The following is a 25,483-nucleotide window of genomic DNA, read 5'->3' on the forward strand; positions in this document are numbered from 1 at the left end:
AAACATCGGCGGGACACTTACGCAGCCTTGCTGCGCCGCCCCAGCCGTACCACCCCACCCACGTCGACGATCAGGGCCACCGAACCATCGCTGACGATGGTGGCCCCGGACACGCCCTGCACCCGCTCGTAATGCTTCTCCAGCGACTTGATCACCGCCTGCTGCTGGCCCACCAGCTCGTCGACCAGCAGGCCCACGCGCTGTCCCTCGTCCTCGACCACCACCACGATGCCGCGCTCGATCGCGGTGACCGCGTCGGCGCAGCCGAAGGCGCGATGCAGGCGGATGACTGGCAGGTATTCGTCGCGGAAGCGGAACACCTCGCCGCCGCCGGCGGTCCGCCGCACCGCGTCGGCCGGCAGGCGCAGCGATTCGACGATGGAGATCAGCGGCACGATGTAGCGCTCGGCGCCCACCGTGGTGACCAGGCCGTCGATGATCGCCAGCGTCAGCGGCAGCGCGATGGTGAACACGCTGCCCTGGCCGGGCACGCTCTTCACGCCCACGCTGCCGCCGAGGTCGCGCACGTTGCGGCGAACCACGTCCATGCCCACGCCGCGGCCGGAAAGGTCGGTGGCCTGGGCAGCAGTGGAGAAGCCGGGCTGGAAGATCAGTTCGGCCACCTCGTCGTCGCCGAGCTGCTGGCCGGGGCCGACCAGGCCGCGCTCGACCGCCTTGGCCAGGATCCGCTCGCGGTTGAGCCCGGCGCCGTCGTCGCTGATCCGCACCACGATGTTGCCGCCTTCGTGATGCGCGTCCAGGGCGAGCGTACCGGTCTCGGGCTTGCCCGCGGCACGGCGCTGCGCAGGCATTTCCAGGCCATGGTCGATCGCGTTGCGCACCAGGTGCACCAGCGGATCGCCGATCTTCTCCAGCACGGTCTTGTCCAGCTCGGTGTGCTCGCCGTGCAGTTCCAGCCGCACCTGCTTGCCGAGCTTGCGCTCGAGATCGCGCACCAGCCGCGGGAAACGGTTGAACACGCTGCCGATCGGCAGCATGCGGATGCGCATCACGCTGTCCTGCAGTTCGCGCGTGTTGCGCTCGAGCTGCGCCAGCCCCTCGCGCAGCCGTTCCAGCTGCGCAAGGGTGAAGTTGGCGCCGATATCGCTGAGCATGGACTGGGTGATCACCAGCTCGCCCATCATGTCGATCAGCGCATCGACCTTGTCGATGCCCACGCGGATCGAGCCGCCCTCGCTGTTGCCGCCACCGCCGGCAGCGGGCGCAGCCATCGGAGCGGCTGCGGTTGCGGCAGGTGCGGGTGCCGGCACGGCCGGCTCTGCCGGCGCCCCGGCCAGCGCTGCGATGGCCAGTTCGCAATCGCCGTCCAGCCACTCGAACACGGCATCGAGGTCGGCACGCGCCACCGCGCCATGCAGGCGCAGTTCCCAGCCCAGATAGCACTGGCTGGGGTCGAGCACGGCGAAATCCGTGGGCGCCGCCTCGCTCACGAAGGCACGCACCACTTCCAGCCGGCCGAGCTGCTGCAGTTCGCGGAACAGGCGCAGCGGCTCGTTGCCGGTCTGCAGCAGGTGCGGCAACGCGACGAAGCGGATGTCCCAACCGGCGACCGGCGCGTCGCCGGCCTTCGCGGCCGCGGGCGCCGCCACCGCCACGCCTTCGACCAGGCGCGTCAGCTCGGTGCGCAGCGCTTCGCTGGTCGCATCGGCCGCGGGCCGGCCCTTGGCGGTGCGTTCGAGCATGGCGCGCATGCAGTCGACTGAACGCAGCAGCAGGTCGATCAGTCCGGCGTCCACCGCACGGCGCTCGCTGCGCACCTCCTCCAGCAGCGACTCGGCCACGTGGGTGAACGCAGCCACGTCGGCAAAGCCGAACGTCGCCGCACCGCCCTTGATGGAGTGCGCCGCGCGGAAGATGGTGTGCACCAGCTCGTGGTCGGTCGAACCCGAGTCCAGCGCCAGCAGTGCCGCCTCCATCGCGTCGAGGCCTTCCAGGCTTTCCTCGAAGAAGGTCTTGTGGAACTGGGTCAGGTCGACCGCGCTCATGCGTCGTTCCTCAGCCCAGCACGCGCTTGACGGTCGCCAGCAACTGGTCGGGATCGAACGGCTTGACCAGCCAGCCGGTGGCGCCGGCGGCCTTGCCTTCCATCTTCTTCTCGGTGTGCGACTCGGTGGTGAGCATCAGGATCGGCACGCCCTTGTATTCGGGCCTCGCACGCAGCTCGCGCACCATCGTGATGCCGTCCATCACCGGCATGTTGACGTCGGCCAGCACCAGGTCGAACGCGCTCGCGCCGGCCGCATCCAGCGCCAGCTGGCCGTTCTCGGCCTCGGTCACCTCGTGTCCCGCGCCGCGCAGGGTGAACGCCACCATGCCGCGCATCGAAGCCGAGTCGTCTACTGCAAGAATCTTCGCCATGCTGCCACCTCGTTCAGGCCGGCCCGGCGGCCGGCAGTTCCAGAATCCGTGCCAGGCCAAGCAGGCCGGCCGCGTCGTTCAATGCTTCGCTCGTACCGCGCCAGGCCAGCGTGCCGCCGCGCCTGTCCAGCTCGCGGCGCAACAGCACCAGTAGCTGCAGCGCGGCGGTATCCACGCGCTCCACCCCGCTGCCGTCGAGCGTGACGCCGCCGCCCTGCAGCGCCTCCAGCAACTCGGCCTGCAGCGCCGCCTGGGCGGCCATGCGGCAGTCCGCCGGCAACACCACCGGTGCCGGCGCGGCTGCTTGTCGTTCGCCATCCCGCTTCGCCGCCTGCTTGCCGGCCATGCCCAATGCTCCGTTCGCGCCCGGGTGGCGCTGACTGCTGGGCTTATCGGCCGCCGTGGTGCACGCTTTAGCCTCCCGGCACCCGCAGCTGACGCCACCTCAAGTTTCTGCGGGAACGGCCGATGTCCTCCGGAACGAGCCACTCACGCCACCCGCCCACTCACGCGCAGGAACCGACTTGATCATCCAGCCGACCAGCCTTGCCGCCCTCACCTGGGCCGGTGCCGCCGCCGGCAGCGCGGCGCCGAGCTGGCGCATCGGCAGCGTGCTGTCGGCGCGGCCGCTGGGTGTGAGTCCGCAAGGGCTGCAGGTGCTGCAGATCGGCGCGTTGGCGGTGGAAGCGGACGTGGCCGGCGGGCAATTGCCCGCGCAGTTCCAGGTGCGCGTGCTGAGCCTGGGCACGCAGCCGCTGCTGGAAATGCTGTCGCCCCAGGTCGACCCTGCCCTGCAGCGCGCCCTGCGCGAACGCCTGCCGCAGCAGAACGGCTATGCGCCGCTGCTGGCCACGCTCGATGCGGTGGCCCAGTGGCCGATGCTGCGCCAGCTGCCGCCGGATCTGCGCACCGCGCTCGCCCTGCTCGAACAGGCGCTCCGCAGCCCGGCGGACATCACCAGCGGCGAGGGCTTGCGCGTGGCGATCGAGCGCAGCGGCCTGTTCCTCGAATCCCTGCTCGCCAATCCGTACGGCAGCCCGGTGCTGCCGCAGGACGACTGGAAGAGCGCACTGCTGCGCCTGGCCGCCCTGCTCGACCGCCGCACGCAGGCGCCACCGGCACAGAACGGCGACGAGACCGCACCACCCCTGCTGCAACGCGGCCCGCAGGCGCAACCGCGCGCGCTGCCGCTGCCGACCACCGACGACGACGTGGCACCGCTGCTGGACCGCCTGCACGGCGACGTGCGCGCCGCGCTGGCGCGGATCGAGGTGGCCCAGCTGGAGTCCGGCACCGGCCCGTTGCCGGCGTGGATGATCGAGATCCCGCTGCAGGGCGAGGGCGGTCGCGACGTGCTGCAACTGCAGCTGGAATACGTCATCGACGCCGGCGACGGCGGCCGCGGCTGGAACCTCGGCTTCGCGCTCGACCTGCCCGCACTGGGTGCGGTGCAGGGCGAGCTGCAACTGCGCGAACCGCGCCTGTCGGTGCGCCTGTGGGCCGCCCGTGCCGACACCGTGCAGCGGCTGGAACGCCAGTTCACCGCGTTGCGCCAGCGATTGGCCGCCTGCGGTCTGCTGCTCGACCAGCTGAGCTGCCAGCTCGGCCTGCCGCAACCGACCGGCCGCTACAGCGCCGTGCTGCTGCAGGCCACCGCATGAACACGCCACCCTCTCCATCCATGCGCCGGGTCAGCCTGCGCCTGTCCGGCCCCGGCACCGCCGAAACCAGGGCGCTGCCACCCGAATCGCTGGAAAGCCTGCGCGCTCGTGCGCAGGCGCTGGGCCTGCCGTTGCATCCCGATCCGCAGATCGCCGCCCTGCTGGCCGGCCTGCGCCTGCGCGACGACGTGCCGGCGCTGCTCTATGCCGCGGCGGCGTCGGTGCTGGCCGCAGTCTATGACGCGGCAGAGGAGCAGGGCTGAGCCACTATCGAGCGTTTTCGCGTCTGAGTGTGTGCCGAACCTCGGCTGGCCGCGTTCGCTCTGGGCGCAGACGCGAAGCGTCAACGCGGGTATACCGCTGCTTCCAGCGCGATAAGACATATCCGGCCGCTCCCGGCCATTCCCATGCAGTCTCGTTAGCGCGGAAGGCTCTGCGCAGTCGGCCAAGCCACTGATCGTTCGCAGAAGTATGACTTGACGGGGTGCCGCCCGATGCGGAACGATGAGGCGCCCTCCCGGATCGGGGATCCACTACGAGTTTGGGCAATAAGCACTACGTCGATTGGGGGCCATTTTGATTGAGCTCGGGACGACTAGCTTCTACATACAGGTACCGAGTCTTCCATCAAGGGAGCTTGAATCATTTTCCACTTCGCTCTTCGACACGTGGGAAAGAGATGTCGAGATTGCTCTAACTCTCAACGACTACGCGCTTTCATTGCGTATCGAAGAGGGTTCGGTTAAGGGCCTCGGAAAGATTGCGACAGCATTGGGCGCACTCTATATAGGCATCGGGCAATATGGCTCGTTCGTGGACGGCTTAAAGATAATACGCTCGCAAGTACAAACGGCTACTACTGCGCTAACCGACAGCGCGTCGTCGAGATTGCCAAGACCCAGTGAAGCACCAAAGATTCGAAGGTCTGGCGCCACGCTTGCAAAGCTACAAACCCTATTCGATAAGGTACAAAGCGGTGAGCTGAGCGCAGATGATGCAATGCATAAAGCGAGCATCTTGCTAGGTGATGACGGCGCCGGGTCACCAGAGTTCGTGAGTGCACTGCACTCCGCTCTGCAAGATGCACCGCTGTTCCCTCAGCAGATATCCTTGCCGTACACGCTACCAAACGACCAAGAGTTGGAGCTGGACCGACGTCAGCGACTACCAACTCCGCCTCGACCAGCTCCATTACCACCAGTCGATCACTTTCGCGTCGAAATATGGCGCGACTCAAAGAAGTCGCAACGTCATGTAAGTTTGGTCAAAATCTAGTACCGCAATCTTGCGGGTATGGGTTCTAAGCACATGCAATGGCACCCTAACCGCTCGTTTGAGGCGGACGGCTTCGCCGCTGCTCAACTCCAGCGTTATGCGCCAAAGCTCGACTCAGCCGTCTCAAACAGGAAAACAACATGGAGAATTTCGAAAGGGTCGCCAATGAGATCATTGCTTACATTAATAGCAATGACTGCCGCTTGATGGAAGCCATCACGACGCACGGGTCTAGGTTCATTTTGTTTGGCGCATCAGGAAGTGGAAAAACTAGAGCAATAGAATTTGCAAATAAGCAACTGCCTCCAAATCAACAAATAACAGAGTCGAATGACATGCTCTTTTGCAAGAGAGTTTCTGATGCCAAGACAATCTTCGACGATAAAAACCTAAAATATCAAGGTGCACGACACATTGGCTTCAGCATTGTCAAGAGAGAAATGGCCGCAAAAATACATAATGAGCGTATAAAGGTATTTTGGCTAACACGCTAGCATCCCAAGCCACACAACAGTTCATCGCAGCCAACGTAATAGCTTCCACGGTTTAGTGGACACCCTGACCTAACGTTTCAGGAGTACCCATGCCCAAGCCAGATCCAGGAATGGTCACTCGCCGCGGTCCACGACGCAACGGAAAAACACGGCTGCGGCTGTTCAAGCCCATCAACGCCGCCTCTTCTGCCGCCGCTTTTGTTTTGTTGTCCTTGCCCCTGCTTCTGCGCGCAGGAGCGCGCTGAATTTCGGGGCCCCTATGCGGCGGTGAGGCGTGGACGATCAGGCAGCGCAGCGGGCGTTGCCATGGAGGGCAACGCCTTTTCGCGCGGACAGGAGTCCGGCCGAAAAGCCCGGCCACGTCTCACGGACTCGGAGGGCAGGATGCCCGGAGAACGCCGCATCGGGGCGGCCTTCTCTTTGAGTTACTTTTCTCTTGGCCACGCAAGAGAAAAGTAACTCGGGCGCCGGCAGGCGCACGAAACCGCTTTGAAACTTGCGATAACGCGAAGAGCAAAAGCCCCTCTCCCCTACCCCTCTCCCACAAGTGGGAGAGGGGAGGAAGTGCATCGCGAGCGCCGCCCAGGATCGAAGGCAGCGCTAGACACCGAGAGACTCTGCACCGGCTCCTACATGACCGGCGCGCGCATCGCGAGGATCAGCGCCGCCTCATCGCGCGACAGCCCGCAGCACGCCACCAACTGCTCGACATCCGCGCCTTCGCGCGCGAGCTGCTTGGCCAGTTCCCACGAACGTCCGGGCGACGCCGGCCGTTCCACCTGGCCGAGCTGACGTTCGAGGCGCCCCAGCGCGGTCACCAGCATCGAGGTGGGCACGTCGGTGCTGGTGCCGGCGGCGTTCTGCCACAGCGCGTCGACGCGTTGCCGCAGGCGGCCGGACTGCCGCCACAGGTGCAGCAGCAGGACGGTCTGGCCCGTGGCCAGCAGCAGCAACGCGAGCACACCCAGTTCAAGCCACATCGCCGTCGTCTCCGTCCAGGCGGTAGAGCCGGCGCGCGTCGAGCAGGGCCACGAAGCCGTCCTGCCACGGCAGCACGCCGCTGACCGGATCGCCGGCGCGGCGGGCCCGTCCCGGCGGTGGCGGCGCGATCTCCAGCCCGTCGCTGCACAGCAGTTCGCCGACCGCGTCGACCTTGAGGCCGAGTGGCTGGCCGGCGTGCGCCAGCATCACGATGCGCACCGCGAGCGGATCGGCCGCGGGCTGTGCCGGCAGTCCGAGTCGCCGACGGCCATCCATCACCGGCACGATGCGCCCGCGCAGGTGGCGCACGCCGAGCAGGTCGGCGGCGGCGCCGGGCACCGGCGTCAGTTCGTCGTCGCGGATCACCTCGCTGACATCGGCCAGCCGCGCGGCGTACAACTGCTCGCCGATGCGGAACGACAGCCAGTGGCGATCCTCCGGCATGTTGCCGGCGGGCGTGGCGTTCATGCGCAGTCTCCCGGGTCGACGCGCGGGGTCATGGCATGGCCCTGGTCTGGCTTGCGGCGGCGGGCGTGGCGCTCGCCCGGGCCTCGGCAACTGGCGTCCGCGCGTCCTCCGCACCGGCAGCAGCCGCGGCGGGCGCGCTCTTCGCCGCCTTGGACGGCGCCGGCCGCAAGGACTCGACCACCTGCACGGTGGGCAGCATGCCCGGCACCGGCGCCTCGGCGATACCGGGCTGCCGGTCAAGCTCGCCGATGTCGCTGTGCGCGCGCGCGGGTGCCGAACCGTCGCCCATCACCACCACCAGCACGCGGCGGTTCTCGTTGCGGCCGGCCGCGGTGTCGTTGTCGGCCACCGGATGCATCTCGCCCCAGCCGACGATGCCGAGCCGGTCCGGCGCGATGCCGCTGCCGACGAACAGGCGCGCCACGCTGCCCGCGCGCGCCGCCGAGAGTTCCCAGTTCGAGGGATACAGCGCGGTGCTGATCGGCACGTCGTCGGTGAAGCCCTCGACCCGCAGCGGATTGGCGAAACCCGCCAGTACCGTGGCCAGGTTGTGCAGCACGCCCTGCGCCGGCGTGGACAGCTGCGCCACGCCGCTGGGGAACAGGATGTCGGTGCGGATCTCGATCTCCAGCCAGTGGCCGTTGTTGCGCACGGTTACCTGCTTGCGGTCGATCAGCACCTGCAGCGCCTTGCGCACCTGGGCCTCGATGCGCTTGAGGTTGGCCTGCGGTGCGGCCTGTTGCGCGATGTCGCGGCCGTCGCCGCCCTGCATCGCCACCGGGTGCGGCGGGATCGGCACGGCGATCGGCACCACCGAGGAGCCGGCCTGCCCGGCCGGCGCGGCGATCGACGGATTGATGTTGTGCGGGCGCACCCGGGTGGGCGGCAGCGGCGCGATCGCGTGGCTGGAGCCGTTGAATGCCTCGATCAGCGATTCCGACATCACCCGGAACTTGCCCTCGTTGACCACCGAGACGGCGTACATCACCACGAAGAAGGCCAGCAGCAGGGTCATCAGATCGGCATAGGGAATCGCCCACGCCTCGTGGTTCGTGTGCTCCTCGTGCTTGCGCCGCCTCATGCCACGTAGCCCTGCAGGCGCGCCTCGATCTGGCGCGGGTTGTCGCCCTGGGCGATCGACACCAGGCCCTCGATCAGGATCTCGCGCATCCGGGTCTGCTTGTTGATCAGGCTCTTCAGGCGCGCCGCCATCGGCAGCATGAACAGGTTGGCCAGCGCCACGCCATAGATGGTCGCCACGAAGGCGGCCGCGATGCCGTGGCCGAGCTTGGACGGATCGGCCAGGTTCTGCATCACCGCCATCAGGCCCATCACCGCGCCGATGATGCCCAGCGTGGGCGAGTAGATGCCGGCCATCTCGAACACCTTGGCGCCGGCCAGGTCGATCGCCTCGCGGGTTTCCAGGTCCACCTCCAGCACGCCGCGGATCGCCTCCGGCTCGCCGCCGTCGACCAGCAGCTGCAGGCCCTTGCTGACGAACGGATCGGGTTCGGCCTCGATCTGCGGCTCCAGCCCGAGCAGGCCCTGCCGGCGCGAGATCTCGCTCCAGCCCACGATGCGGCTGATCAGGTCGGACGGCCGGTGCTGCGGCGGCCGGTAGACCATCGACAGCATCCGCAGCGCATGCTTGAGCACCTTGCCGTGGTTCTGCACCAGCAGCGCGGCCAGCGTGCCGAGGAACACGATCACGAACGCCGCGGGATTCCACAGCGCGTCGACGGTGGAGCCCTTGAGGATGGTGCCGACGATGATGACCAGGAAGGCCAGGATCGTGCCGATGATGCTGATCAGATCCATGACGTTAGAGCCTGTTTACGATCCCCAAGCGCCCCGCGCCGGGAACTGTTTGCGCGCAGGCCAAGGAAGAACGAAGGCACGCGGGGAGAGTCCATGGATGGACTCGGCCTTGAGGAGCGAGGAGTGGACGTCCGTCCACGACTGAGTGATGACGCAGGCATGCGGGCAAACAGGCCCGGCCCTGCGGGTTGCCATCGAGTGGCCGCCATGCGGCAGCGCGCGGCTTGGCCTGCCAGCCAGGCAGGCCGGCGCCACGCCCTACCACCTGACGGCCACTCGATGACAACGCGGGGTGCTTGGGGATCATAAACAGGCTCTTAGCCGGTCTGTGCCAGGGGAATGGGGGATTGCCCGGTACCGTCGGCCAGGGCGGCCAGGTCCAGCACCAGCGCCAGCCGTCCGTCGCCGGTGACGGTGGCGCCGGCGACGCCCGGCACGCCGTCGAACAGGTGGCCGAGCGGCTTGACGATGACGTCCTCGCGGCCGAGCACCTCGTGCACCAGGCAGCCCAGCCGCTGGTGGCCGATGTGCAGCACCGCCACGTGGCGTACCGCCTCGGCCGCCACGCCGGTCCAGCCGACCATGTCGACCAGCGGCAGCGCGCGGCCGCGATGGCGCGCGACCAGGCGGCCGTCGAGCAGGCAGTCCTGGCCTGCGGCCAGTTCGAACACTTCTTCCACGTTGCCCAGCGGCAGCGCGAGCAGGCGGCTGCCCACGCGCACCATCAGCACGCGCAGCACGGCCAGGGTGAGCGGCACCGCCAGTTCCAGTTCGCTGCCATGGCCGAGGTGCGAATGCACCTGCAAGGTGCCGCCGAGTTCGGCCACGCGGGTCTTCACCACGTCCATGCCGACGCCGCGGCCGGAGACATCCGATACCGTGGCGGCAGTGCTGAAGCCGGGACGGAAGATCAGCTCGTAGCACTCGGCCTCGCTGAGCCGCGCGGCCTGTGCCGCATCGATCACGCCCTTCTCCACCGCCTTGCGGCGCAGGATCTCCGGGTCCATGCCGCGGCCGTCGTCGCGCACCGCGATCACGATGCGCTCGCCGCGCTGGCTGGCCGACAGGCACACCCGGCCCTTGCGCGGCTTGCCCGCGCGCTCGCGCGCGTCGGGCAGCTCCACGCCGTGGTCGAGCGCATTGCGCAGCAGGTGGATCAGCGGGTCGGCCAGCGCCTCGACCAGGCTGCGGTCGAGATCGGTGCCCTCGCCTTCCAGCACCAGCTCCACTTCCTTGCCGAGCTGGCGCGCGAGGTCGCGCACGATGCGCGGGAAGCGCTGGAACAGACGGCCCACCGGCTGCATGCGCATGCCCATCACCGCGCCCTGCAGCTCGTCGGTGATACGGTCCAGCTCGCCGGCCGCCTCCGCCAGCGCCTCGCCGCCGTGGCGCGCGGCGAGGCTGAGCAGGCGGTTGCGCGCCAGCACCAGTTCGCCGGCGTGGTTGACCAGCAGGTCCAGCCGCGTGGTGTCCACGCGCACGGTGTTCTCGGCGGCCGGCGCCGCGTGGCGTGCGGCCGGGGCGGGAGCGGCGGCGGGAGCTGGAGCAGGCATGGGCGGCGCGACCGCGATGCCTGGCTGGCCGCCCTTGCCGTGCAAGGTATCCAGCAACGCCTCGAATTCGTCGTCGCCGATCGTTTCCGGCGTGGCCGGTGCCGCCGGCAGCGCGGCCGGTTCGATCGTGCCCGGCGCGGCGCTGCCGTACAGGCTGTCCAGCAACGCTTCGAACTCGCTGTCATCGATGGTGCTGCCGGCCGGCTCGGGCAATGACTCCGGTGCGGGGGGCGGCGCGGGCGCCACGACGACAGCCGCGGCGCCACGCGGCAGCAGCGCCTGCAGCAGCGCCGGCGGCGGCATCGCCAGCGGCGTGCCGGCGCCAAGCGCGGCCATCATGTCGCTGAGCAGGTCCAGTGTCTGCAGCAGCGCATCCATGTAACCGGCGTCGAGCAGCACGCCGCCGTTGCGGGCCTCGTTGAGCAGGTCCTCGGCGTGATGGCACAGCAGCACCATCGGCTCCAGCGCGAGGAAGCCGGCGCCGCCCTTGACCGTGTGGAAGGTGCGGAACACGGCATTCAGCAGTTCGCCGTCGCCCGGCGACTGCTCCAGCCCGACCAGCTGCTCGCCGAGGCGCTCGACGAGTTCGCCGGCCTCGACCAGGAAATCCTGGCGCAGCTCGTTGTCGAAATCCGCGTTCACTGCGCCAGAGCCCCTTAAAACCCGAATTCGCTGAGCAGCCGGTCGGCATCCTCCTGGCTGGTCACCTTGGCCACGTCGACCGGCGCCTCGACGCCGGCCAGCGCGCCGGTGAGGCGCACCAGTTCCAGCAGCGAGGATTCGACCGTGCCGATAAAGCTGGCGACCTTCTTGATGCGCTGGCCGGTGAGGTCCTGCCAGGACTGCGCCACCACCATGTCGGCCAGGCCGTCGCGACAGCTGCCGGCGAAGCCGGCGGCTTCGCGCGCCAGCGCGGCGGCGGGATCGCTGCCGTCGGCGCGCTGCAGGATCGCGTCGGCGTGCTGCGCCAGCGATGCGGCCTGCGGGCGCAGGCGCTCGGCGAAGTCGATGCTGCGGTTGGCGGCGTTCGCGCTCATCTCCAGCACGTCCTGCAGGTGCTGGCGCGCGTCGGCCACGATGCCGGGCACGCCTTCCTGCGCCAGCTCGCCGCCGAGGCGGCGCACGGCGTCGTGCAGTTCGCGGGCCAGCTGGCCCAGCGCGCGGAACAGGTGCTGCTCGCGCTGGCGCACCATCGTGTCCAGCGCCTGCTCGAAGGCGGGGCCTTCCGGGCTGTTCAGCAGATCGCGCAACTCGGGCGGCAGGCTGTCGTCGACGGCGAGGGGAAGTACGGCATTCATGCGCTGGCTCCGGCTGCGGCGATCCGTTCGAAGATCTTGGTGAGCTTTTCCTTGAGGGTGACCGCGGTGAACGGCTTGACGATGTAGCCGTTCACGCCGGCCTGGGCGGCGGCGATGATCTGGTCGCGGTTGTTCTCGGCCGTCACCATCAGCACCGGCATGCCCTTCAGCGCAGCCTCGGCGCGGATCGCGCGCAGCAGGTCGATGCCGGTCATGTTCGGCATGTTCCAGTCGGTCACCACCAGGTCGAACGGCTGGCTGCGCAGCATGGTCAGCGCGCTCTCGCCGTCGTCGGCCTCCTGGATCAGGGTGTTGGTGAAACCCAGTTCGACCAGCAGGTTCCTGACGATGCGCCGCATGGTGGAGAAATCGTCCACCACCAGGATTTTCATGTTCTTGTCCAAACGTCTGCTCCGCGTGCAGTGGGCCGCCGCGCGGCCCCGGGGATGGTGGGGTGGGCTCCGCTCAGTCGCGCCAGTCGGCCAGCCGCGCGCGCAGCCGGATCACGGCCTGGCCGTGGATCTGGCACACCCGCGACTCGCTCACGCCGAGCACGGCACCGATTTCCTTGAGGTTCAATTCCTGCTCGTAGTACAGCGACATCACCAGTTGCTCGCGTTCGGGCAGCCCGCCGATCGCCTCGACCAGCGCTTCGCGCATGCCGTTGTGCTCGATGCCTTCGTCCGGTCCCAGACTGTTCTCGTCGGCCACGTCGAGCACGCCGGTTTCCTCGCCGTCGTCCGAGGCGGTGAGGCTGAGCAGGCGCGAACAGGCCGCGTCGGTGAGCACCTGGTGGTATTCCTCCGCGCTGATGCCGAGCCGGCGCATCACCTCGGCATCGTCCGCCTCGGCCCCGGTCTCGGCCTCGATCTGGCGGATCGTCTCGGCCACCTCGCGGGTCTTGCGATGCACCGAACGCGGTGTCCAGTCGGCCTTGCGCAGCTCGTCCAGCATCGCGCCACGGATGCGGATGCCCGCAAACGTCTCGAAGCTGGCGCCCTTGTCGTGGGCAAAATGGCGTGCCGCCTCCAGCAAACCGATCATTCCCGCCTGGATCAGGTCGCCCACGTCGACGCTGGCCGGCAGCCGCCCCATCAGGTGATAGGCGATCCGCCGGACCAGCGGCGCGTGCCGACGTACCAGTTCGTCGGCACTCTCGCGGGAGAGTTGCAGATATTCCGAAGCCGCGCTCATCCCGGCACACCCCCGGCCGGAGCCGTCCGGCCACCGAAGAAGGAGATGCGATCGAGACCCGCGCGTCCGGGCTCGTTCCACTTATCGACCGCACCGGCCAGTTTCTTGAATGCCCGACCCGACGGGCTGGACGGCCACAGCTCGACCACCGCGGCCTGGCGCCGGATCGCCTGGCGCAGGCGCTCGTCGTGCGGCACCCAGCCGCAGAATTCGATCGCCACGTCGAGGAAGCGGTCGCTGACCCGCGCCAGCTTCTGGTGCAGCTGCCGCGCGTCGCCCTCGTTGCGCGCCATGTTGGCGACCATGCGCAGGCGGCGCACGCCGAAGTCGCGGCTGAGCACCTTGGCCAGCCCGTAGGCGTCGGTCAGCGAAGCCGGCTCGTCGCACACCACCAGGATCACCTCGTCGGCCGCGGCGGCGAACATGGTCACGCTGTCGGACAGGCCCGCGGCGGTATCCACCAGCAGGTATTCGGGCGGCCGCGCCAGTTCGTCGAAGGCGCGGATGATCGCCGCCAGCTCGCCGTTGTGCAGCTGCGCCAGCCGGCGTGCGCCGGAGCCGGCCGGCACCACCTGCAGGCCGCACGGCGCGGGCAGCAGCAGATCCTCCAGCGTGCATTCGCCGTCGAGCATGTGGCCGATGTGGCGCGACGGGGCGAGGCCGAGCATCACGTCGACGTTCGCCAGCCCGGTATCGGCATCCAGCAGCATGACCTCGTGGCCGGCGCCGGCCAGCGCCACGCCGAGGTTCACCGCCACCGTGCTCTTGCCCACGCCACCCTTGCCGCCGGCCACCGCGATCGTCTGGCAGTGCCGCCGCGAGGCCGGCACCGCGGCCAGCAGGCCATCGGCCTGGTGGCCGGCGGCCGCTCCCGCCGCGGGCAGGCCGACCAGTGCGGTCAGCATCTGCTTCAGCCCTGCGGCCTGGTTCATCGCAAGCACTCCGTTCATGCCTGGGCCGCCGCGAAGCCGAAGCGCTCGGCCATCAGGTTGTCGTCGGGAGCCTCGGCCTTGAGCGACTGCGCGGCGCGGCACACCAGCACGCGCGCATCCGCCGTGGCGATGTCCTCGGGCACGCGCTGGCCGTCGGTGACGTAGTCCAGCGGCAGCCTGTGGCGGATCAGCACCGACAGCGCGCCGCCCAGCTTCGGCGCCTCGTCCAGCTTGGTCAGGATGCAGGCATGCGGCTTCAGCGCGCTGTAGGCGCGCACCGCATCTTCCAGCGCCGAGGGCTGCGCATTGGCCGCCAGCACCAGGCACGAATGCAGCTCGCCGGCGTCGGCGAGGATCTCCAGCTGTTGCGCCAGCCGCGGATCGCCGCCGGCCATGCCCGCGGTGTCGATCAGCACGGTGTGGCGACCCTGCAGCATCTCCAGCACCTTGCGCAGGCTGCGCGCGTCGTAGGCCGGATAGACCTGCACGCCGAGCAGGCGCCCGTAGTGTTCCAGCTGCGCGGCGGCGCCGATGCGGTAGTGGTCGGTGCTGACCAGGGCCACCCGCTCGGCGCCGTGGCGCATCACCGCTTTCGCAGCGAGTTTCGCAATGGTCGTGGTCTTGCCCACGCCGGTGGGGCCGACCAGCGCGATGACGCCGCGGCCGTCGTCGCTGAGGTGGCGGCCGCTCACCGCGAGGCTGCGGCTGAGCATGCCCAGTGGCAGGTAGCGCGCCTGTTCGGCGTTGATTTTTTCCGGCAACTCGGCCACCAGGGTGCGCGCGACGTCGGCCTCGATGCCGAGCCGGGTCATCTCGCGCAGGATCCGCGCACGCAGCGGCTGGCGCCGCTCCATGTCGTTCCAGGCCAGGCTGGACAACTGCAGTTCCAGCATCGCGCGGAGGTCGCTCAGTTCGCTGCGCAGCTGGGCGGTGTCATGCGCGGCACGCTCCATCAGCGGGTGTGCCACCGGCGGTTCCGCGGCGACGGCAGCGACAGGCGGCGCGATGGGGTGCAGGCGACGCGGGGCCACGGGCGCGGGCGGCGCCACCGGCGGCGGCAGCTTCGCTGCCACGATCGGGGCAGGCTCCGCCTTGGCCGTCTTCACCTCCACCTTCGGCAGGACGGGCGCGCCATGCCTGGCCGCTTCGCGTACCAGCGCCTCGTCGTAGTCGATCGCGGCGATCACCTCGATGCCATCGTCCATCCGGCGCGTGGACAGGATCACCGCTTCCGGCCCCTGCTCTTCGCGCACTTCGCGCATCGCCTGGCGCATGTCGGGCGCCACGAAACGTTTGATCTTCATGGGTGCTTGCTCCGCTGACGGAATGTGCGATCCGTGACCGTGGATCCGAACAGGCCGGCAACGCCGCAAACCCGCGTGCGCACCGCCTCGACCGAATCACCGATTCCGACTGCCGAATTCCCGCTATTCATCGTCCCAACGCCTGGACCAGACGCACCCGACGGTTGTCGGGCACCTCGTTGTAGGCCAGCACGTGCAGGTTTTGTGCCACGTGCCGGGTGAAGCGCGCGAGCCATGGCCGCAGCTGCGGCGGGACCAGCAGCACGGCCGGTTCGCCGCTCATGTCCTGGCGGCGCGCGGCATCCGCCACGCTCTGCTGCAGGCGGTCGGCGAGGCCCGGTTCCACCGCGGCGCCCGCCACGCCGCCGCTGGACATCGAGCCGAGCAGGATCTGCTCCAGCTCCGGCGCCAGCGTGATGACGGGGATCTCGGTGCCCAGCCCGGTGATCTCCTGCACGATCTGCCGGCCCAGCGCCACGCGCACGGCGGCGGTGAGAACGCCGGGATCCTGACTCTGCCCCGCGTGCTCCGCCAAGGATTCGACGATGCCGCGCATGTTGCGGATCGGCACCCGTTCGGCCAGCAGGTTCTGCAGCACCTTCACCACCACGCCCAGCGTCAGGCGCTTCGGCACCAGGTCCTCGACCAGCTTGGGCGCGCCCTGCGCCAGGCGGTCCAGCAGCTGCTGCACGTCCTGGTGGCTGAGCAGTTCGTGCGCGTGGCCCTGCAGGATGTGCGACAGGTGGGTGGCGATCACCGTGGCCGGGTCGACCACGGTGTAGCCGTAACCCTGCGCCAGCTCGCGCTGGCCCAGCTCGATCCACACCGCCTCCAGGCCGAAGGCCGGGTCCTGGGTGGCGATGCCCGCCACGGTGCCGTGCACCTGGCCGGGGTTGATCGCGAGCAGGCGCTCGGCGTGCACCTCGGCCTCGCCCATCGGCACGCCCATCAGCATGATGCGGTAGGTGGTGGGGCCGAGGTCGAGGTTGTCGCGGATGTGCACCGCGGGTATCAGGAAGCCCAGTTCCTGCGACAGCTTGCGGCGCACCGACTTGATCCGCCCCATCAGCTCGCCGCCCTGGTGCGTATCCACCAGCGGGATCAGCCGGTAACCCACTTCCAGGCCCAGCGGATCGACCGTGGTGACGTCCTCCCAGCCCAGTTCCACGCGCTCGGCGGGCGCCGCCGGAGCCGGCGCCGCCGCGGTGTCGGCGGCCAGTTGCTGCCGCGTCTCGCGCTGGCGCTTGAACAGCAGCCACGCCGCGCCGCCGCACACGCCGCCCAGCAGCAGGAAGGCGAGGTTCGGCATGCCGGGGATCAGGCCCATCACGCCCAGCACCGCGGCCGCCACCGCCAGCGCCCGCGGCTGGCCGAACACCTGGCCGGCCAGTTGCCGCCCCATGTCCTGCGCCTTGGAGACGCGGGTGACGATGATCGCGGTGGCCACCGACAGCATCAGCGCCGGTACCTGCGCCACCAGGCCGTCGCCGATGGTGAGCAGGGTGTAGGTCTGCGCCGCCTCTCCCGCGGAGAGGCCGTGCTGCATCACGCCGACGAAGAAGCCGCCGACGATGTTGATGATCAGGATCAGGATGCCGGCGGTGGCGTCGCCGCGCACGAATTTCGAGGCGCCGTCCATCGAGCCGTAGAAGTCCGCCTCCTCGCGCACTTCCTGGCGCCGTTCCCGGGCTTGTTCCTGGTTGATCAGGCCGGCGTTGAGATCGGCGTCGATCGCCATCTGCTTGCCGGGCATCGAATCCAGGGTGAAGCGCGCGGTCACTTCCGACACGCGGGTGGCGCCCTTGGTGACCACCACGAAGTTGATGATGGTGATGATCGCGAACACCACCAGGCCCACCGCGAAGTTGCCGCCGATCACGAACTCGCCGAAGGCCTCGATCACCTTGCCCGCGGCGCCGGGGCCGTCGTGGCCATGCAGCAGCACCACGCGGGTGGAGGCGATGTTGAGCGCGAGGCGCAGCAGCGTGGCCATCAGCACCACGGTGGGGAACGCGGCGAACTCCAGCGGCCGCATCACGTAGACCACCGCCAGCAGGATCACCAGCGACAGCGCGATGTTGAAGCTGAAGAGGATGTCGAGCAGGAACGGCGGCAGCGGCAACATCATCATCGCCAGCATCACCAGCATCATCACCGGTGCGCCAAGGCCCCGTCGCGCCACTTGCCTGAAACTGCCCAGTACCTGCGTACCCGTCATGGATTTGACTCGTGCCTGTTAGCGATAAGGCCCCATGAGATCCGGATCGATCTCGGGGTTCGGTGCGGCCGGCGGCGCCTCGCCCTGCGTCGCAGCCTGCTTGAGCTGGTAGACGTAGACGAGCACCTGGGCCACCGCCACATACAGCGCGGCGGGGATTTCCCGGCCAAGCTCGGTAGTCGCATACAAGGCGCGTGCCAGCGGCGGCGCCTCGACCAGCGGGATGCGATGGCTGCCCGCCACCAGGCGGATCTGCTGGGCCAGCATGTCCACGCCCTTGGCGATCACCCGCGGCGCGCCCATGCGGCCGTCGTCGTAGCGCAGCGCCACCGCGAAGTGGGTGGGATTGACCACCACCACGTCGGCCTTGGGCAGTTCTTCCATCATGCGGCGGCGCGCCTGCGCCATCTGCACCTGGCGGATGCGCCCCCTGACCTCGGGGCTGCCCTCGCTCTCCTTCGTCTCGTCCTTGATCTCCTGCCGGCTCATGCGCAACCGCTTGTCGTGGTCGTACTTCTGATACAGCGCGTCGATGCCGCCGAGCAGCGCCAGGATGCTGCCGAACCACAACGCCGACTGGCCCAGCAGGCCCAGCGCCTGCGCGATGCCCGCCGTCACCGCGCCACGCCCGGTGGCCTGCAGCTGGCCCTGCCAGTGGCGCAGCAGCAGCGCCAGCACCGCGCCGATGAACAGCAGCTTCAGCAGCGCCTTGCCCAGCTCCACCAGGCCGCGCAGCGCGAAGATGCGCCCCAGGCCCTTGATCGGATCCAGCCGTTCGAACTTCGGTTCCAGCGCCTGGCCGCTGAAGTTGAGCCCGCCCAGCAGCAGCGGTGCGGCGAACGCGGCCACCAGCGTGGCCAACGCCACCGGCGCGAACAGCGCCAGCGCCTCGTGCACGGCCGCGTGCAGCACGCGCCCCGGCAGCGCATCGGAGAACAGCGCATCGCGCGAGTAGCCCAGGCCCAGCGCGAAGATGCGCCGCGCATGCCCGAACGAAGCACTCCCGCCGGCCAGCAGCGTCGCCACGCCGGCCAGCACCACCGCCGCGCCGCTGAGATCGCGCGATCGCGGGACCTCGCCCTTCTCACGCGATTCCTTCAGCCGTTTTTCTGTCGGCTGTTCGGTTTTTTCCTGGTCGCTGTCGTCGGCCATCTCAGCGCCTGCTCATCGCCCCGGAAGCCCGGACCTGTAGGAGCGCACCCTGTGCGCGAATGCTCTCGGCTTCGATCGAACACCAGAGCCATCGCGCACAGGGTGCGCTCCTACAGGGTGTGCCTGGGGAAGTGCATCGGCCATGCCTTCAGCCCCCCAGCAGGTGGCGCATCAAGTCCCAGGCATCGCCCTGCAAGGCATCGAACGCACCGGGCAGGCTGCGCAGCGAAAGCCACAGGGCGATGAAGCCCAGCGACACGGTGATCGGAAAACCCACCGCGAACAGGTTCATCGACGGCGCCGCACGGCTGATCGCGGCGAAGCCGATGTTCACCACCAGCAGCGAGGTCATCGCCGGCAAGGCCACGCGCACCGCGCCGCCGAACAGCTGCACACCGAAGGCGAGCACCGCATGCAGCCCGTTGGCATCGATCGCGAGACTGCCCGGCGGCAGGCTGCGGAAACTGTCGGCGAGCAGCGCGATCAGGCGCAGATGGCCGTCCATCGCCAGGAACAGCAAGGTCACCAGCACCAGGTAGAACTGGCCCAGCACGTTGGAGTTGCCGCCAGCCTGCGGATCGACCACCTCGGCAAAACCCAGGCTCATGCTCTGCCCGACCAGGCCGCCACCGAACTGCACCGCGTCGAACACCAGATTCAGCACGAAGCCCACCGCCGCGCCGACCACGATCTGGCTCGCCAGCTCCAGCATGCCGCCGACACCGAGGACATCCACCGACGCGGGCGCCAGCGGCGCCAGCACCATGGTGAGCACCAGCACCACGCCCAGGCGCACCTGCATCGGCAGCACCGAGGCACTGAACACCGGCGCCACCAGGCACAGGCCGCTCACACGCGCCAGCGCCCACAGGAAACGGCCCAGCCACAGCGAGAGCCAGGCCAGGTCCAGCGTCATCACCGGATCACCCCCGGCAGGCTCTCGATCAGTTGCGCGGTGTAGTGCACCAGCAGGCGCAACATCCACGGCCCCGCGATCAGCGCCACCAGCGACATCGCGATCAGCTTGGGGATGAAGCTCAGCGTCATCTCGTTGATCTGCGTGGCCGCCTGCACCACGCCGATCAACAAACCCACCGCCAGCGCGGTGAGCAGCAGCGGCGCGGCCACCAGCATCGCCACGTAGAGCGCGTGCTGGCCGATCTCCATGATGGATTCGGGGGTCATGGGCACATCTCATTTTTGCGCCGGACGCGGCATTCGGGTTTCGCTCGCGCAAGATTCAAAGCGGTTTCGAGCGCCTGTCGGCGCCCGAGTTACTTCTCCTTTGCTTGTCCAAAGGAGAAGTAACCAAGAGGAAACGACACCCCGATGGCGCGCCCTCCGGGCCTCCTGCCCTGCGGGTGCGCGGGCGGGTGGTGGGGTTTTTCGACGGGACTCCTGTCCCGGCGAAAAACTGGCCCGCATCCCTGCGGGCCATCCTGCGGACTTTCCACCACCCGCCCGCCGCGCCATAGGGGCCCCGGGTAGAGCAGCGCGCTCCCAGCGCGCAGAAACGACAGCAAGAGCGCGCAGCGAAGCGCTGCGGCTTCTGGCGCGCACGATGCGCGCCTGCTCTTCCGGGGCCCCTGGGCGGCGGTGAGGCGGGGACGAAAAGGCCGCGCAGCGGGCGAGCCCATGGATGGGCTCGCCTTTTCGCGCGGGCAGGAGCCCGCTCGAAAAGCCGGGCCCCGTCTCACGGACTTGCCGGGCAGGACGCCCGGCAAGCGCCAACCGGGGTGGCCTTTCTCTTTGGTTACTTTCTCTTTGACCACGCAAAGAGAAAGTAACTCGGGCGCCGCAGGCGCACGAAAGCTCTTCGCGAACAAACCTGCCAGCAACAAACCCTCCCGCGAGCACCCGCCCCTCACCCCAACCCTCTCCCCGGAGGGGAGAGGGAGTAGCCACCAGCATGGCGCTCATGTGTAGAAGCTCCCGGCCAGGGTCCCCAGCAGCAGCGTCCACCCATCCACCAGCACGAACAGCATGATCTTGAACGGCAACGAGATGATCGACGGCGACACCATCATCATGCCCATCGACATCAGCACACTGGCCACCACCAGGTCGATGATCAGGAACGGGATGAACAGCAGGAAGCCCATCTGGAACGCGGTCTTCAGTTCCGAGGTGAGGAAGGCCGGCATCGCCACCTTGAACGGCACGTCGTCCTTGCTCGCGTAGGGCTGCTCGCCGGCAAGCTTGGTGAACAGCGTGAGGTCCGCCTCGCGGGTCTGGTCGAGCATGAAGCGCTTGAACGGCGCACTGGCCGCGGGCAGCGCCTGCTCGGCGCTCAATTGGCCGTCCATGTACGGCTTCACGCCGTCGGCGTAGGCGCGGTTGAGCACCGGCGACATCACGAACAGGGTGAGGAACAGCGCCAGCCCCAGCAGCACCTGGTTGGGCGGCGTGGACTGCGTGCCCAGCGCCTGACGCAGGAAACTCAACACGATGATGATACGGGTGAACGAGGTCATCATCAGCAGGATCGCCGGCAGCAGGGTCAGCACCGTGAGCAGCGCCAGCATCTGCAGCGACAGCGTCCAGTTCCGCACGCCGCCCGGTGCATCGCGCACGGTCAGCACGGGGATGCCCGCGTTGCCCAGGCCCGCCGGGCTGGCCGGCATCGACAGCGCCGGCGTGGATGCGGCGTTGCGCGCGACCTGCGGCGCACCCCACGCCAGCAGCGGCAGCAGCAGCAGGGCGAGCGCGAGCCAGCAGCGCGCGGCAAGGAAATGACGGGACTTCACGGCCTGCCCTTCCAGCGCGACAGCAGCTGCGCGAACGAGGGAACCTCGAGCGCCGGCGGTTCGGTCGCGGCCGGCGCCTCGCCCTCGTAGACGTGCAGGGTGCGCATGCCGCCCGGACCCACGCCCACCAGCAGGCGCTTGCCGTCGGCGTCGAGCAGCAGCACGCGGTCGCGCGCGCCCACCGCCATCGCCTCCACGCAGCGGATACGGCGTCCGCCCGGCCGGCTGCGTGCCTGCATGCGCCGCGACATCCATCCCGCCACGAAAATCAGCACCACCACCGCGACGAGGCTGAGCAGTACCCGCAGCAGCTCGCCGCCCACGTCGATGTCGGCTGTGGGCATGGCGACAGGCGCCAGCGCAGCGAGCCGGTTTCCCATTGACTCGCCGCATCCGCGGCTCGCCCTGCGCGCCAACGGCTTTGCCGTTGTTCGCTTCGGCATCCTGCCTGCGCGAGCCGATTTCCCTGTCCCGGGCATGTCGAAGGGCCGGTCCGACACTGTCGTCACCGCAACTTGCGCACGCGCTCGGCGGGGCTGATCACGTCGGTCAGGCGGATGCCGAACTTCTCGTTGATCACCACCACCTCGCCATGCGCGACCAGGGTGCCGTTGACGAACACGTCCAGCGGTTCGCCGGCGGCGCGATCCAGTTCCACCACCGAGCCCTGGTTGAGCTGCAGCAGGTTGCGGATGCTGATGCGGGTGCGCCCGACCTCCATCGCCAAGGTCACCGGCACGTCCAGGATCATGTCGAGGTTGACCTCGGCGGCTCCCGCGTTGCCGCCACGCAGCGAATCGAACTGGACGCGTTCGCCGACGTCGTCGGCAACGGCTTCGGTGGACTGGTTCATGCGGTTTCTTCCCGGCTGGACAGGTCGCCGGCGGTGCGCACTTCGCGCCGCCCGACCTGGGTGTGGAAACGGATGGCATTGCGGCCGTTGGCCTGGCCGTAGCGGCCGCGGAACAGCGGCACGTCCTCGGCGTAGACGGTGGCCAGCTCGGGCAGCTGGACCGGGAGCACGTCGCCGGGGCGCAGGTGCAGGAACTCGCCCAGGGTGAGCTCGATGTCGAGCAGCTGCGAACTGAGCGGCACCTCGGCGTCGAGCACCTCGTCGCGCAACAGCTCGGCCCAGCGGTCGTCGCGGTCGACACGGTCGCTCTGCACGCCGGCGTCGAGCAGGGTGCGGATCGGCTCGACCATCGCGTACGGCAGGGTGAGGTGGATCTCGCCGCCACCGCCGTCGAGCTCGACGTGGAAGCGCGACACCACCACCGTCTCGGTCGGGCTGACGATGTTGGCGAACTGCGGGTTGATCTCCGAGCCCTGGTACTCGAACTGCAGGCCCAGCACCGGCGCCCACGCCTCGACCATCGCCGTGAACAGCTCGCCCAGCATGATCTGGATCACGCGGTTCTCGGTGGCGGTGAAATCGCGGCCCTCGATGCGCGCGTGGTAGCGGCCGTCGCCGCCGAAGAAGTTGTCGATCACGGTGAACACCAGGCGCGGCTCGAACACCGCCAGCGCAGTGCCGCGCAGCGGCTTGATCTTCACCAGGTTCAGGTTGGTGGGCACGACCAGGCCGTGCACGTACTCGGCGAACTTCAGCATCCTCACGCCCAGCACCGAGACCTCGCAGGTCTTGCGCAGCACGCTGAACACGCCGGTGCGGAAGAACCGCGCGAAGCGGTCGTTGACCATTTCCAGCGTGGGCAGGCGGCCGCGCACGATGCGGTCCTGCTGGGTGAAGTCGTAGGAGACCACCGCGTCCGGCGGCAGCGGCTGGTCGCCGCCGGTCTCCACCGCGCCGTCGGTCACGCCGTCGAGCAGCGCGTCGATCTCGTCCTGGGAAAGCAGGTCGCTCATCGCCGCCGCCTCGTCACTGCATCACGAAACTGGTGAAGTACAGCGCGTCGATGCCGGGCCGGCCCAGCCGCGCGTCGACGATCTTGCGCACCGACTGCAGCGCCTGCTCCTGCAGCTTCTGGCGACCCGCGGTCTGGCTGATGACCGAGTACTCCTGGTTGCTGAACAGCGACACCAGGGCATCGCGGATGACCGGGTCGGCGGATTTCGCCACCTCGATCGCATGCGGGTCGTGCGACATCAGGGTCACCGCCACCTGCAGGTAGCGCAGCGAATCCCCGTCGCGGAAATTCACCACGAAGGGCGGATCCATCGGCAGGTACAGCTCGGCCCTGGACACCGCGGCCTGCTGGTCGGCTTCCGCGTGCGCAGACTTCTGCATGTGCCAGAAATAACCACCGCCGGCCAGCGCCAGCAGCACCGCAACGCCGATCAGCAGCGGGCCGCGTTGCTTGCCTGCCGGCGGTGCCGCTGCAGTCTGTTCCTCGTTGGCCATGAAATCCTCGATCCGCTGGTTGAGAGTTGCGCGCCACAACGCGCCTACCCGGCCAAAGCAATCCATGTGCCATGCCCGGAAAGCCTTGTGGCAAGCCGGTTTGAAGCTGTCCGCGAAGAGGCTTGCCGGGCCGATGGCGCTTTCTTGACGCGCGCCGGAAGGCCGCCGCGACGCAATCGCGACACGCGTCATGAAAGCGGAGGCGACACGACGCGGACGCCGCCTCGCGACGGCGGCGGCATGCGTGCACCGGGTTCCCGGAGCCTGCTCGCGATCTTCAATCCCGCCCCTCCCGCTGGCGGGAGAAGGACGGCCCTATCGCAGGCGACCGGAACCGCTTTGTCCCTTGCGGGAATGCAGAGTCCCCCGCCCCTCTCCCATGAACGGAAGAGGAGAGGCGGGAGATCGTGAACAGGCTCTCAGGCGAATGCGTCGAGCAGGCCGATCCGGCTCGCCGCGACCGGCGTGCCGGTGCCGTTCGCCTCGCCGATCTCGTCCACTGCCGCGGCGGCATGCCCCTCGCCGCGCGCCTGCCCGCCGCCGCTCTGCTGCTGCCCCACCTCGGCATGGCCCAGCGAGAGGCCGTGCTGGGCCAGCATGTGGTCGAGCTGCGGCAGGCTCTGCTGCACCGCCGTGACGGCGGCCGGATGCTGCGCGCTGAACACCACGTCCACGCGGCCGTGGCTCACGCTGAGTTGCACGTCGAGCGAACCCAGGTCTTCCGGATGCAGGCGGATCTTCGCCTGCTGGATGTCCTGCTGGCCCAGCCACACCACCTGCTGGCCGAGTTCGTCGGCGAAGCCGCTGCTGCCCGGCGACGACGACAGCTGCAGCTGGGGGAGTGCCGGCGCCTGTGCCGTGGGCGGCGATGCGGGCGCGGCGGCCAACGCCAGCGATTCCAGGCCGTGATCCTTGCGCGTGTCGGTGCCGGCCGATGCGAACAGCCGCTCCATGCTGGCCGGCATGCTGGCCAGGTTCGCGGTCGGCGCGGCGGCGGCGACCGCGGCGGCAAGCGTCTTGTCGTCCATGCCGAGGCCTTGCGACACCGCGGCGGCCTTGCCCTGGCCCGACGCCGAGCCATCCGCGGAAACCGTGGCGTCGTCCGCGCCGGACGACGCGCCCCCCATCCCATCCATCACCCGGCCCAGCAGGGCGAGCATGGCACCGGCCAGCGTCGCGGCGGCATCCTCGCCGGGCTTCGCCGTGCCCGCCGTCTTCGACGTGGCAGGAGGGGTGGCCGCGGCATCGCCCGCCCCGGTGGCGCCCGACGCGGCCTGGGCCGTGGCCAGAGCAGCGTCGAGCAGCGCGGCATCCGCCTGTCCGCGCGATGCCGCAGCCGATGGGGACGGCGTGCCCGTGGCCGATGCCGCAGGCGTCGTGGCAGGCATCGACATGTTCGACTCCGACGCGGACTTCGCCGCGGCATCCGTGGTGGATGATTCGCCTTGCGCATCCGGCGCCGACGGGGACGACCGGTCCGCCGATCGCGTCGCATCGGCAGGCGGCATGCTCCTGGCCGCCTGCAGGTGCTGGTCGAACGGGCTCGGCGTCGCATCGCTGCGTGGCGTGCCGGCGGCGGGTGCGCTGCGCATGCTCGGCGCGGCGGGCAGCGGGGAAAGTGCAGCGGGCGGTGTCATGGTGGATGGG

The 25,483-nt window shown here is 69.0% G+C and carries 27 protein-coding genes; 4 read left to right on the plus strand and 23 right to left on the minus strand.

Annotated features, from left to right (window positions below):
- Positions 1–17: 17 nt before the first annotated feature.
- Genes ABQJ54_RS13580 through ABQJ54_RS13590 form a run of 3 tightly spaced genes read right to left on the minus strand, consistent with a single transcriptional unit; the run spans position 18 to position 2,725 of the window.
- Complete coding sequence (locus tag ABQJ54_RS13580; protein WP_367854841.1) at positions 18–2,006, minus strand: chemotaxis protein CheA; 1,989 nt, start codon at positions 2,004–2,006, stop codon at positions 18–20.
- 10 nt (positions 2,007–2,016) lie between these two features.
- The gene (locus ABQJ54_RS13585) at positions 2,017–2,379 is read right to left on the minus strand and encodes a response regulator (RefSeq protein WP_367854842.1); all 363 of its coding nucleotides are present in this window, start codon (positions 2,377–2,379) and stop codon (positions 2,017–2,019) included.
- A 13-nt stretch (positions 2,380–2,392) separates the two neighbouring features.
- Positions 2,393–2,725, minus strand: coding sequence for an STAS domain-containing protein (locus tag ABQJ54_RS13590; protein WP_367854843.1), 333 nt, complete (start codon positions 2,723–2,725; stop codon positions 2,393–2,395).
- A gap of 178 nt (positions 2,726–2,903) precedes the next feature.
- Between ABQJ54_RS13590 and fliK the strand changes: the two genes are divergently transcribed.
- The 4 genes from fliK (at position 2,904) to ABQJ54_RS13610 (ending at position 6,054) form a co-directional block, all read left to right on the plus strand.
- On the plus strand, positions 2,904–4,040 hold the full coding sequence (fliK, locus tag ABQJ54_RS13595; RefSeq protein WP_367854844.1) for a flagellar hook-length control protein FliK: 1,137 nt from the start codon (positions 2,904–2,906) through the stop codon (positions 4,038–4,040).
- Positions 4,037–4,303 (plus strand): flagellar biosynthesis protein, encoded by a 267-nt coding sequence (locus tag ABQJ54_RS13600; protein ID WP_367854845.1) that lies wholly within the window; start codon positions 4,037–4,039, stop codon positions 4,301–4,303. Before fliK ends, ABQJ54_RS13600 begins: the two co-directional genes overlap by 4 nt.
- A 1,152-nt stretch (positions 4,304–5,455) precedes the next feature.
- Positions 5,456–5,809 (plus strand): hypothetical protein, encoded by a 354-nt coding sequence (locus ABQJ54_RS13605; RefSeq protein ID WP_367854846.1) that lies wholly within the window; start codon positions 5,456–5,458, stop codon positions 5,807–5,809.
- A gap of 89 nt (positions 5,810–5,898) precedes the next feature.
- Positions 5,899–6,054 (plus strand): hypothetical protein, encoded by a 156-nt coding sequence (locus ABQJ54_RS13610; RefSeq protein ID WP_367854847.1) that lies wholly within the window; start codon positions 5,899–5,901, stop codon positions 6,052–6,054.
- A 384-nt stretch (positions 6,055–6,438) separates the two neighbouring features.
- Here the strand turns inward: ABQJ54_RS13610 and ABQJ54_RS13615 are convergent, their stop codons facing one another.
- From ABQJ54_RS13615 to ABQJ54_RS13710, 20 genes are all read right to left on the minus strand, one after another.
- The gene (locus ABQJ54_RS13615) at positions 6,439–6,789 is read right to left on the minus strand and encodes a DUF2802 domain-containing protein (RefSeq protein WP_367854848.1); all 351 of its coding nucleotides are present in this window, start codon (positions 6,787–6,789) and stop codon (positions 6,439–6,441) included.
- A complete protein-coding gene (locus ABQJ54_RS13620) occupies positions 6,779–7,258 on the minus strand; it encodes a chemotaxis protein CheW (protein ID WP_367854849.1) in 480 nt (159 codons plus the stop codon). The genes ABQJ54_RS13615 and ABQJ54_RS13620 overlap by 11 nt, the downstream gene beginning before the upstream one ends.
- 28 nt (positions 7,259–7,286) lie before the next feature.
- Positions 7,287–8,339, minus strand: a complete 1,053-nt coding sequence (gene motD, locus ABQJ54_RS13625; protein WP_367854850.1) for a flagellar motor protein MotD — start codon at positions 8,337–8,339, stop codon at positions 7,287–7,289.
- Positions 8,336–9,076 (minus strand): flagellar motor protein, encoded by a 741-nt coding sequence (locus ABQJ54_RS13630; RefSeq protein WP_367854851.1) that lies wholly within the window; start codon positions 9,074–9,076, stop codon positions 8,336–8,338. Before ABQJ54_RS13630 ends, motD begins: the two co-directional genes overlap by 4 nt.
- Before the next feature lie 317 nt (positions 9,077–9,393).
- A complete protein-coding gene (locus ABQJ54_RS13635) occupies positions 9,394–11,271 on the minus strand; it encodes a chemotaxis protein CheA (protein ID WP_367854852.1) in 1,878 nt (625 codons plus the stop codon).
- A 14-nt stretch (positions 11,272–11,285) separates the two neighbouring features.
- Entirely contained in the window at positions 11,286–11,927 is a 642-nt protein-coding gene (locus tag ABQJ54_RS13640; protein WP_367854853.1) for a protein phosphatase CheZ, read from the minus strand.
- Positions 11,924–12,331, minus strand: a complete 408-nt coding sequence (cheY, locus tag ABQJ54_RS13645; RefSeq protein WP_367854854.1) for a chemotaxis response regulator CheY — start codon at positions 12,329–12,331, stop codon at positions 11,924–11,926. Before cheY ends, ABQJ54_RS13640 begins: the two co-directional genes overlap by 4 nt.
- Positions 12,332–12,392: 61 nt before the next feature.
- Entirely contained in the window at positions 12,393–13,121 is a 729-nt protein-coding gene (locus ABQJ54_RS13650) for an RNA polymerase sigma factor FliA (protein WP_367854855.1), read from the minus strand.
- On the minus strand, positions 13,118–14,053 hold the full coding sequence (locus ABQJ54_RS13655) for a MinD/ParA family ATP-binding protein (protein ID WP_367854856.1): 936 nt from the start codon (positions 14,051–14,053) through the stop codon (positions 13,118–13,120). The genes ABQJ54_RS13650 and ABQJ54_RS13655 overlap by 4 nt, the downstream gene beginning before the upstream one ends.
- Positions 14,054–14,067: 14 nt before the next feature.
- Complete coding sequence (flhF, locus tag ABQJ54_RS13660; protein WP_367854857.1) at positions 14,068–15,357, minus strand: flagellar biosynthesis GTPase FlhF; 1,290 nt, start codon at positions 15,355–15,357, stop codon at positions 14,068–14,070.
- Between the two features lie 127 nt (positions 15,358–15,484).
- Positions 15,485–17,575: a flagellar biosynthesis protein FlhA gene (gene flhA / locus ABQJ54_RS13665; RefSeq protein WP_367854858.1), complete on the minus strand. Its 2,091-nt coding sequence runs from the start codon at positions 17,573–17,575 to the stop codon at positions 15,485–15,487.
- 18 nt (positions 17,576–17,593) lie between these two features.
- Complete coding sequence (flhB, locus tag ABQJ54_RS13670; RefSeq protein ID WP_367854859.1) at positions 17,594–18,727, minus strand: flagellar biosynthesis protein FlhB; 1,134 nt, start codon at positions 18,725–18,727, stop codon at positions 17,594–17,596.
- Between the two features lie 148 nt (positions 18,728–18,875).
- Positions 18,876–19,643, minus strand: coding sequence for a flagellar biosynthetic protein FliR (gene fliR / locus ABQJ54_RS13675; RefSeq protein WP_367854860.1), 768 nt, complete (start codon positions 19,641–19,643; stop codon positions 18,876–18,878).
- Positions 19,643–19,912, minus strand: coding sequence for a flagellar biosynthesis protein FliQ (gene fliQ, locus ABQJ54_RS13680; RefSeq protein ID WP_367854861.1), 270 nt, complete (start codon positions 19,910–19,912; stop codon positions 19,643–19,645). Before fliQ ends, fliR begins: the two co-directional genes overlap by 1 nt.
- 731 nt (positions 19,913–20,643) lie before the next feature.
- Positions 20,644–21,474: a flagellar type III secretion system pore protein FliP gene (fliP, locus tag ABQJ54_RS13685; protein WP_437343357.1), complete on the minus strand. Its 831-nt coding sequence runs from the start codon at positions 21,472–21,474 to the stop codon at positions 20,644–20,646.
- Positions 21,471–21,818: a flagellar biosynthetic protein FliO gene (gene fliO, locus ABQJ54_RS13690; protein ID WP_367854862.1), complete on the minus strand. Its 348-nt coding sequence runs from the start codon at positions 21,816–21,818 to the stop codon at positions 21,471–21,473. The genes fliP and fliO overlap by 4 nt, the downstream gene beginning before the upstream one ends.
- A gap of 161 nt (positions 21,819–21,979) precedes the next feature.
- The gene (fliN, locus tag ABQJ54_RS13695; protein WP_367854863.1) at positions 21,980–22,327 is read right to left on the minus strand and encodes a flagellar motor switch protein FliN; all 348 of its coding nucleotides are present in this window, start codon (positions 22,325–22,327) and stop codon (positions 21,980–21,982) included.
- A complete protein-coding gene (fliM, locus tag ABQJ54_RS13700; protein WP_367854864.1) occupies positions 22,324–23,340 on the minus strand; it encodes a flagellar motor switch protein FliM in 1,017 nt (338 codons plus the stop codon). The genes fliN and fliM overlap by 4 nt, the downstream gene beginning before the upstream one ends.
- Before the next feature lie 13 nt (positions 23,341–23,353).
- On the minus strand, positions 23,354–23,902 hold the full coding sequence (locus ABQJ54_RS13705; protein WP_367854865.1) for a flagellar basal body-associated FliL family protein: 549 nt from the start codon (positions 23,900–23,902) through the stop codon (positions 23,354–23,356).
- A gap of 353 nt (positions 23,903–24,255) precedes the next feature.
- The gene (locus ABQJ54_RS13710; RefSeq protein ID WP_367854866.1) at positions 24,256–25,473 is read right to left on the minus strand and encodes a flagellar hook-length control protein FliK; all 1,218 of its coding nucleotides are present in this window, start codon (positions 25,471–25,473) and stop codon (positions 24,256–24,258) included.
- Positions 25,474–25,483: the final 10 nt, after the last annotated feature.

The organism is Rhodanobacter lycopersici, assembly GCF_040812335.1.
Lineage (GTDB): Bacteria > Pseudomonadota > Gammaproteobacteria > Xanthomonadales > Rhodanobacteraceae > Rhodanobacter_A > Rhodanobacter_A lycopersici.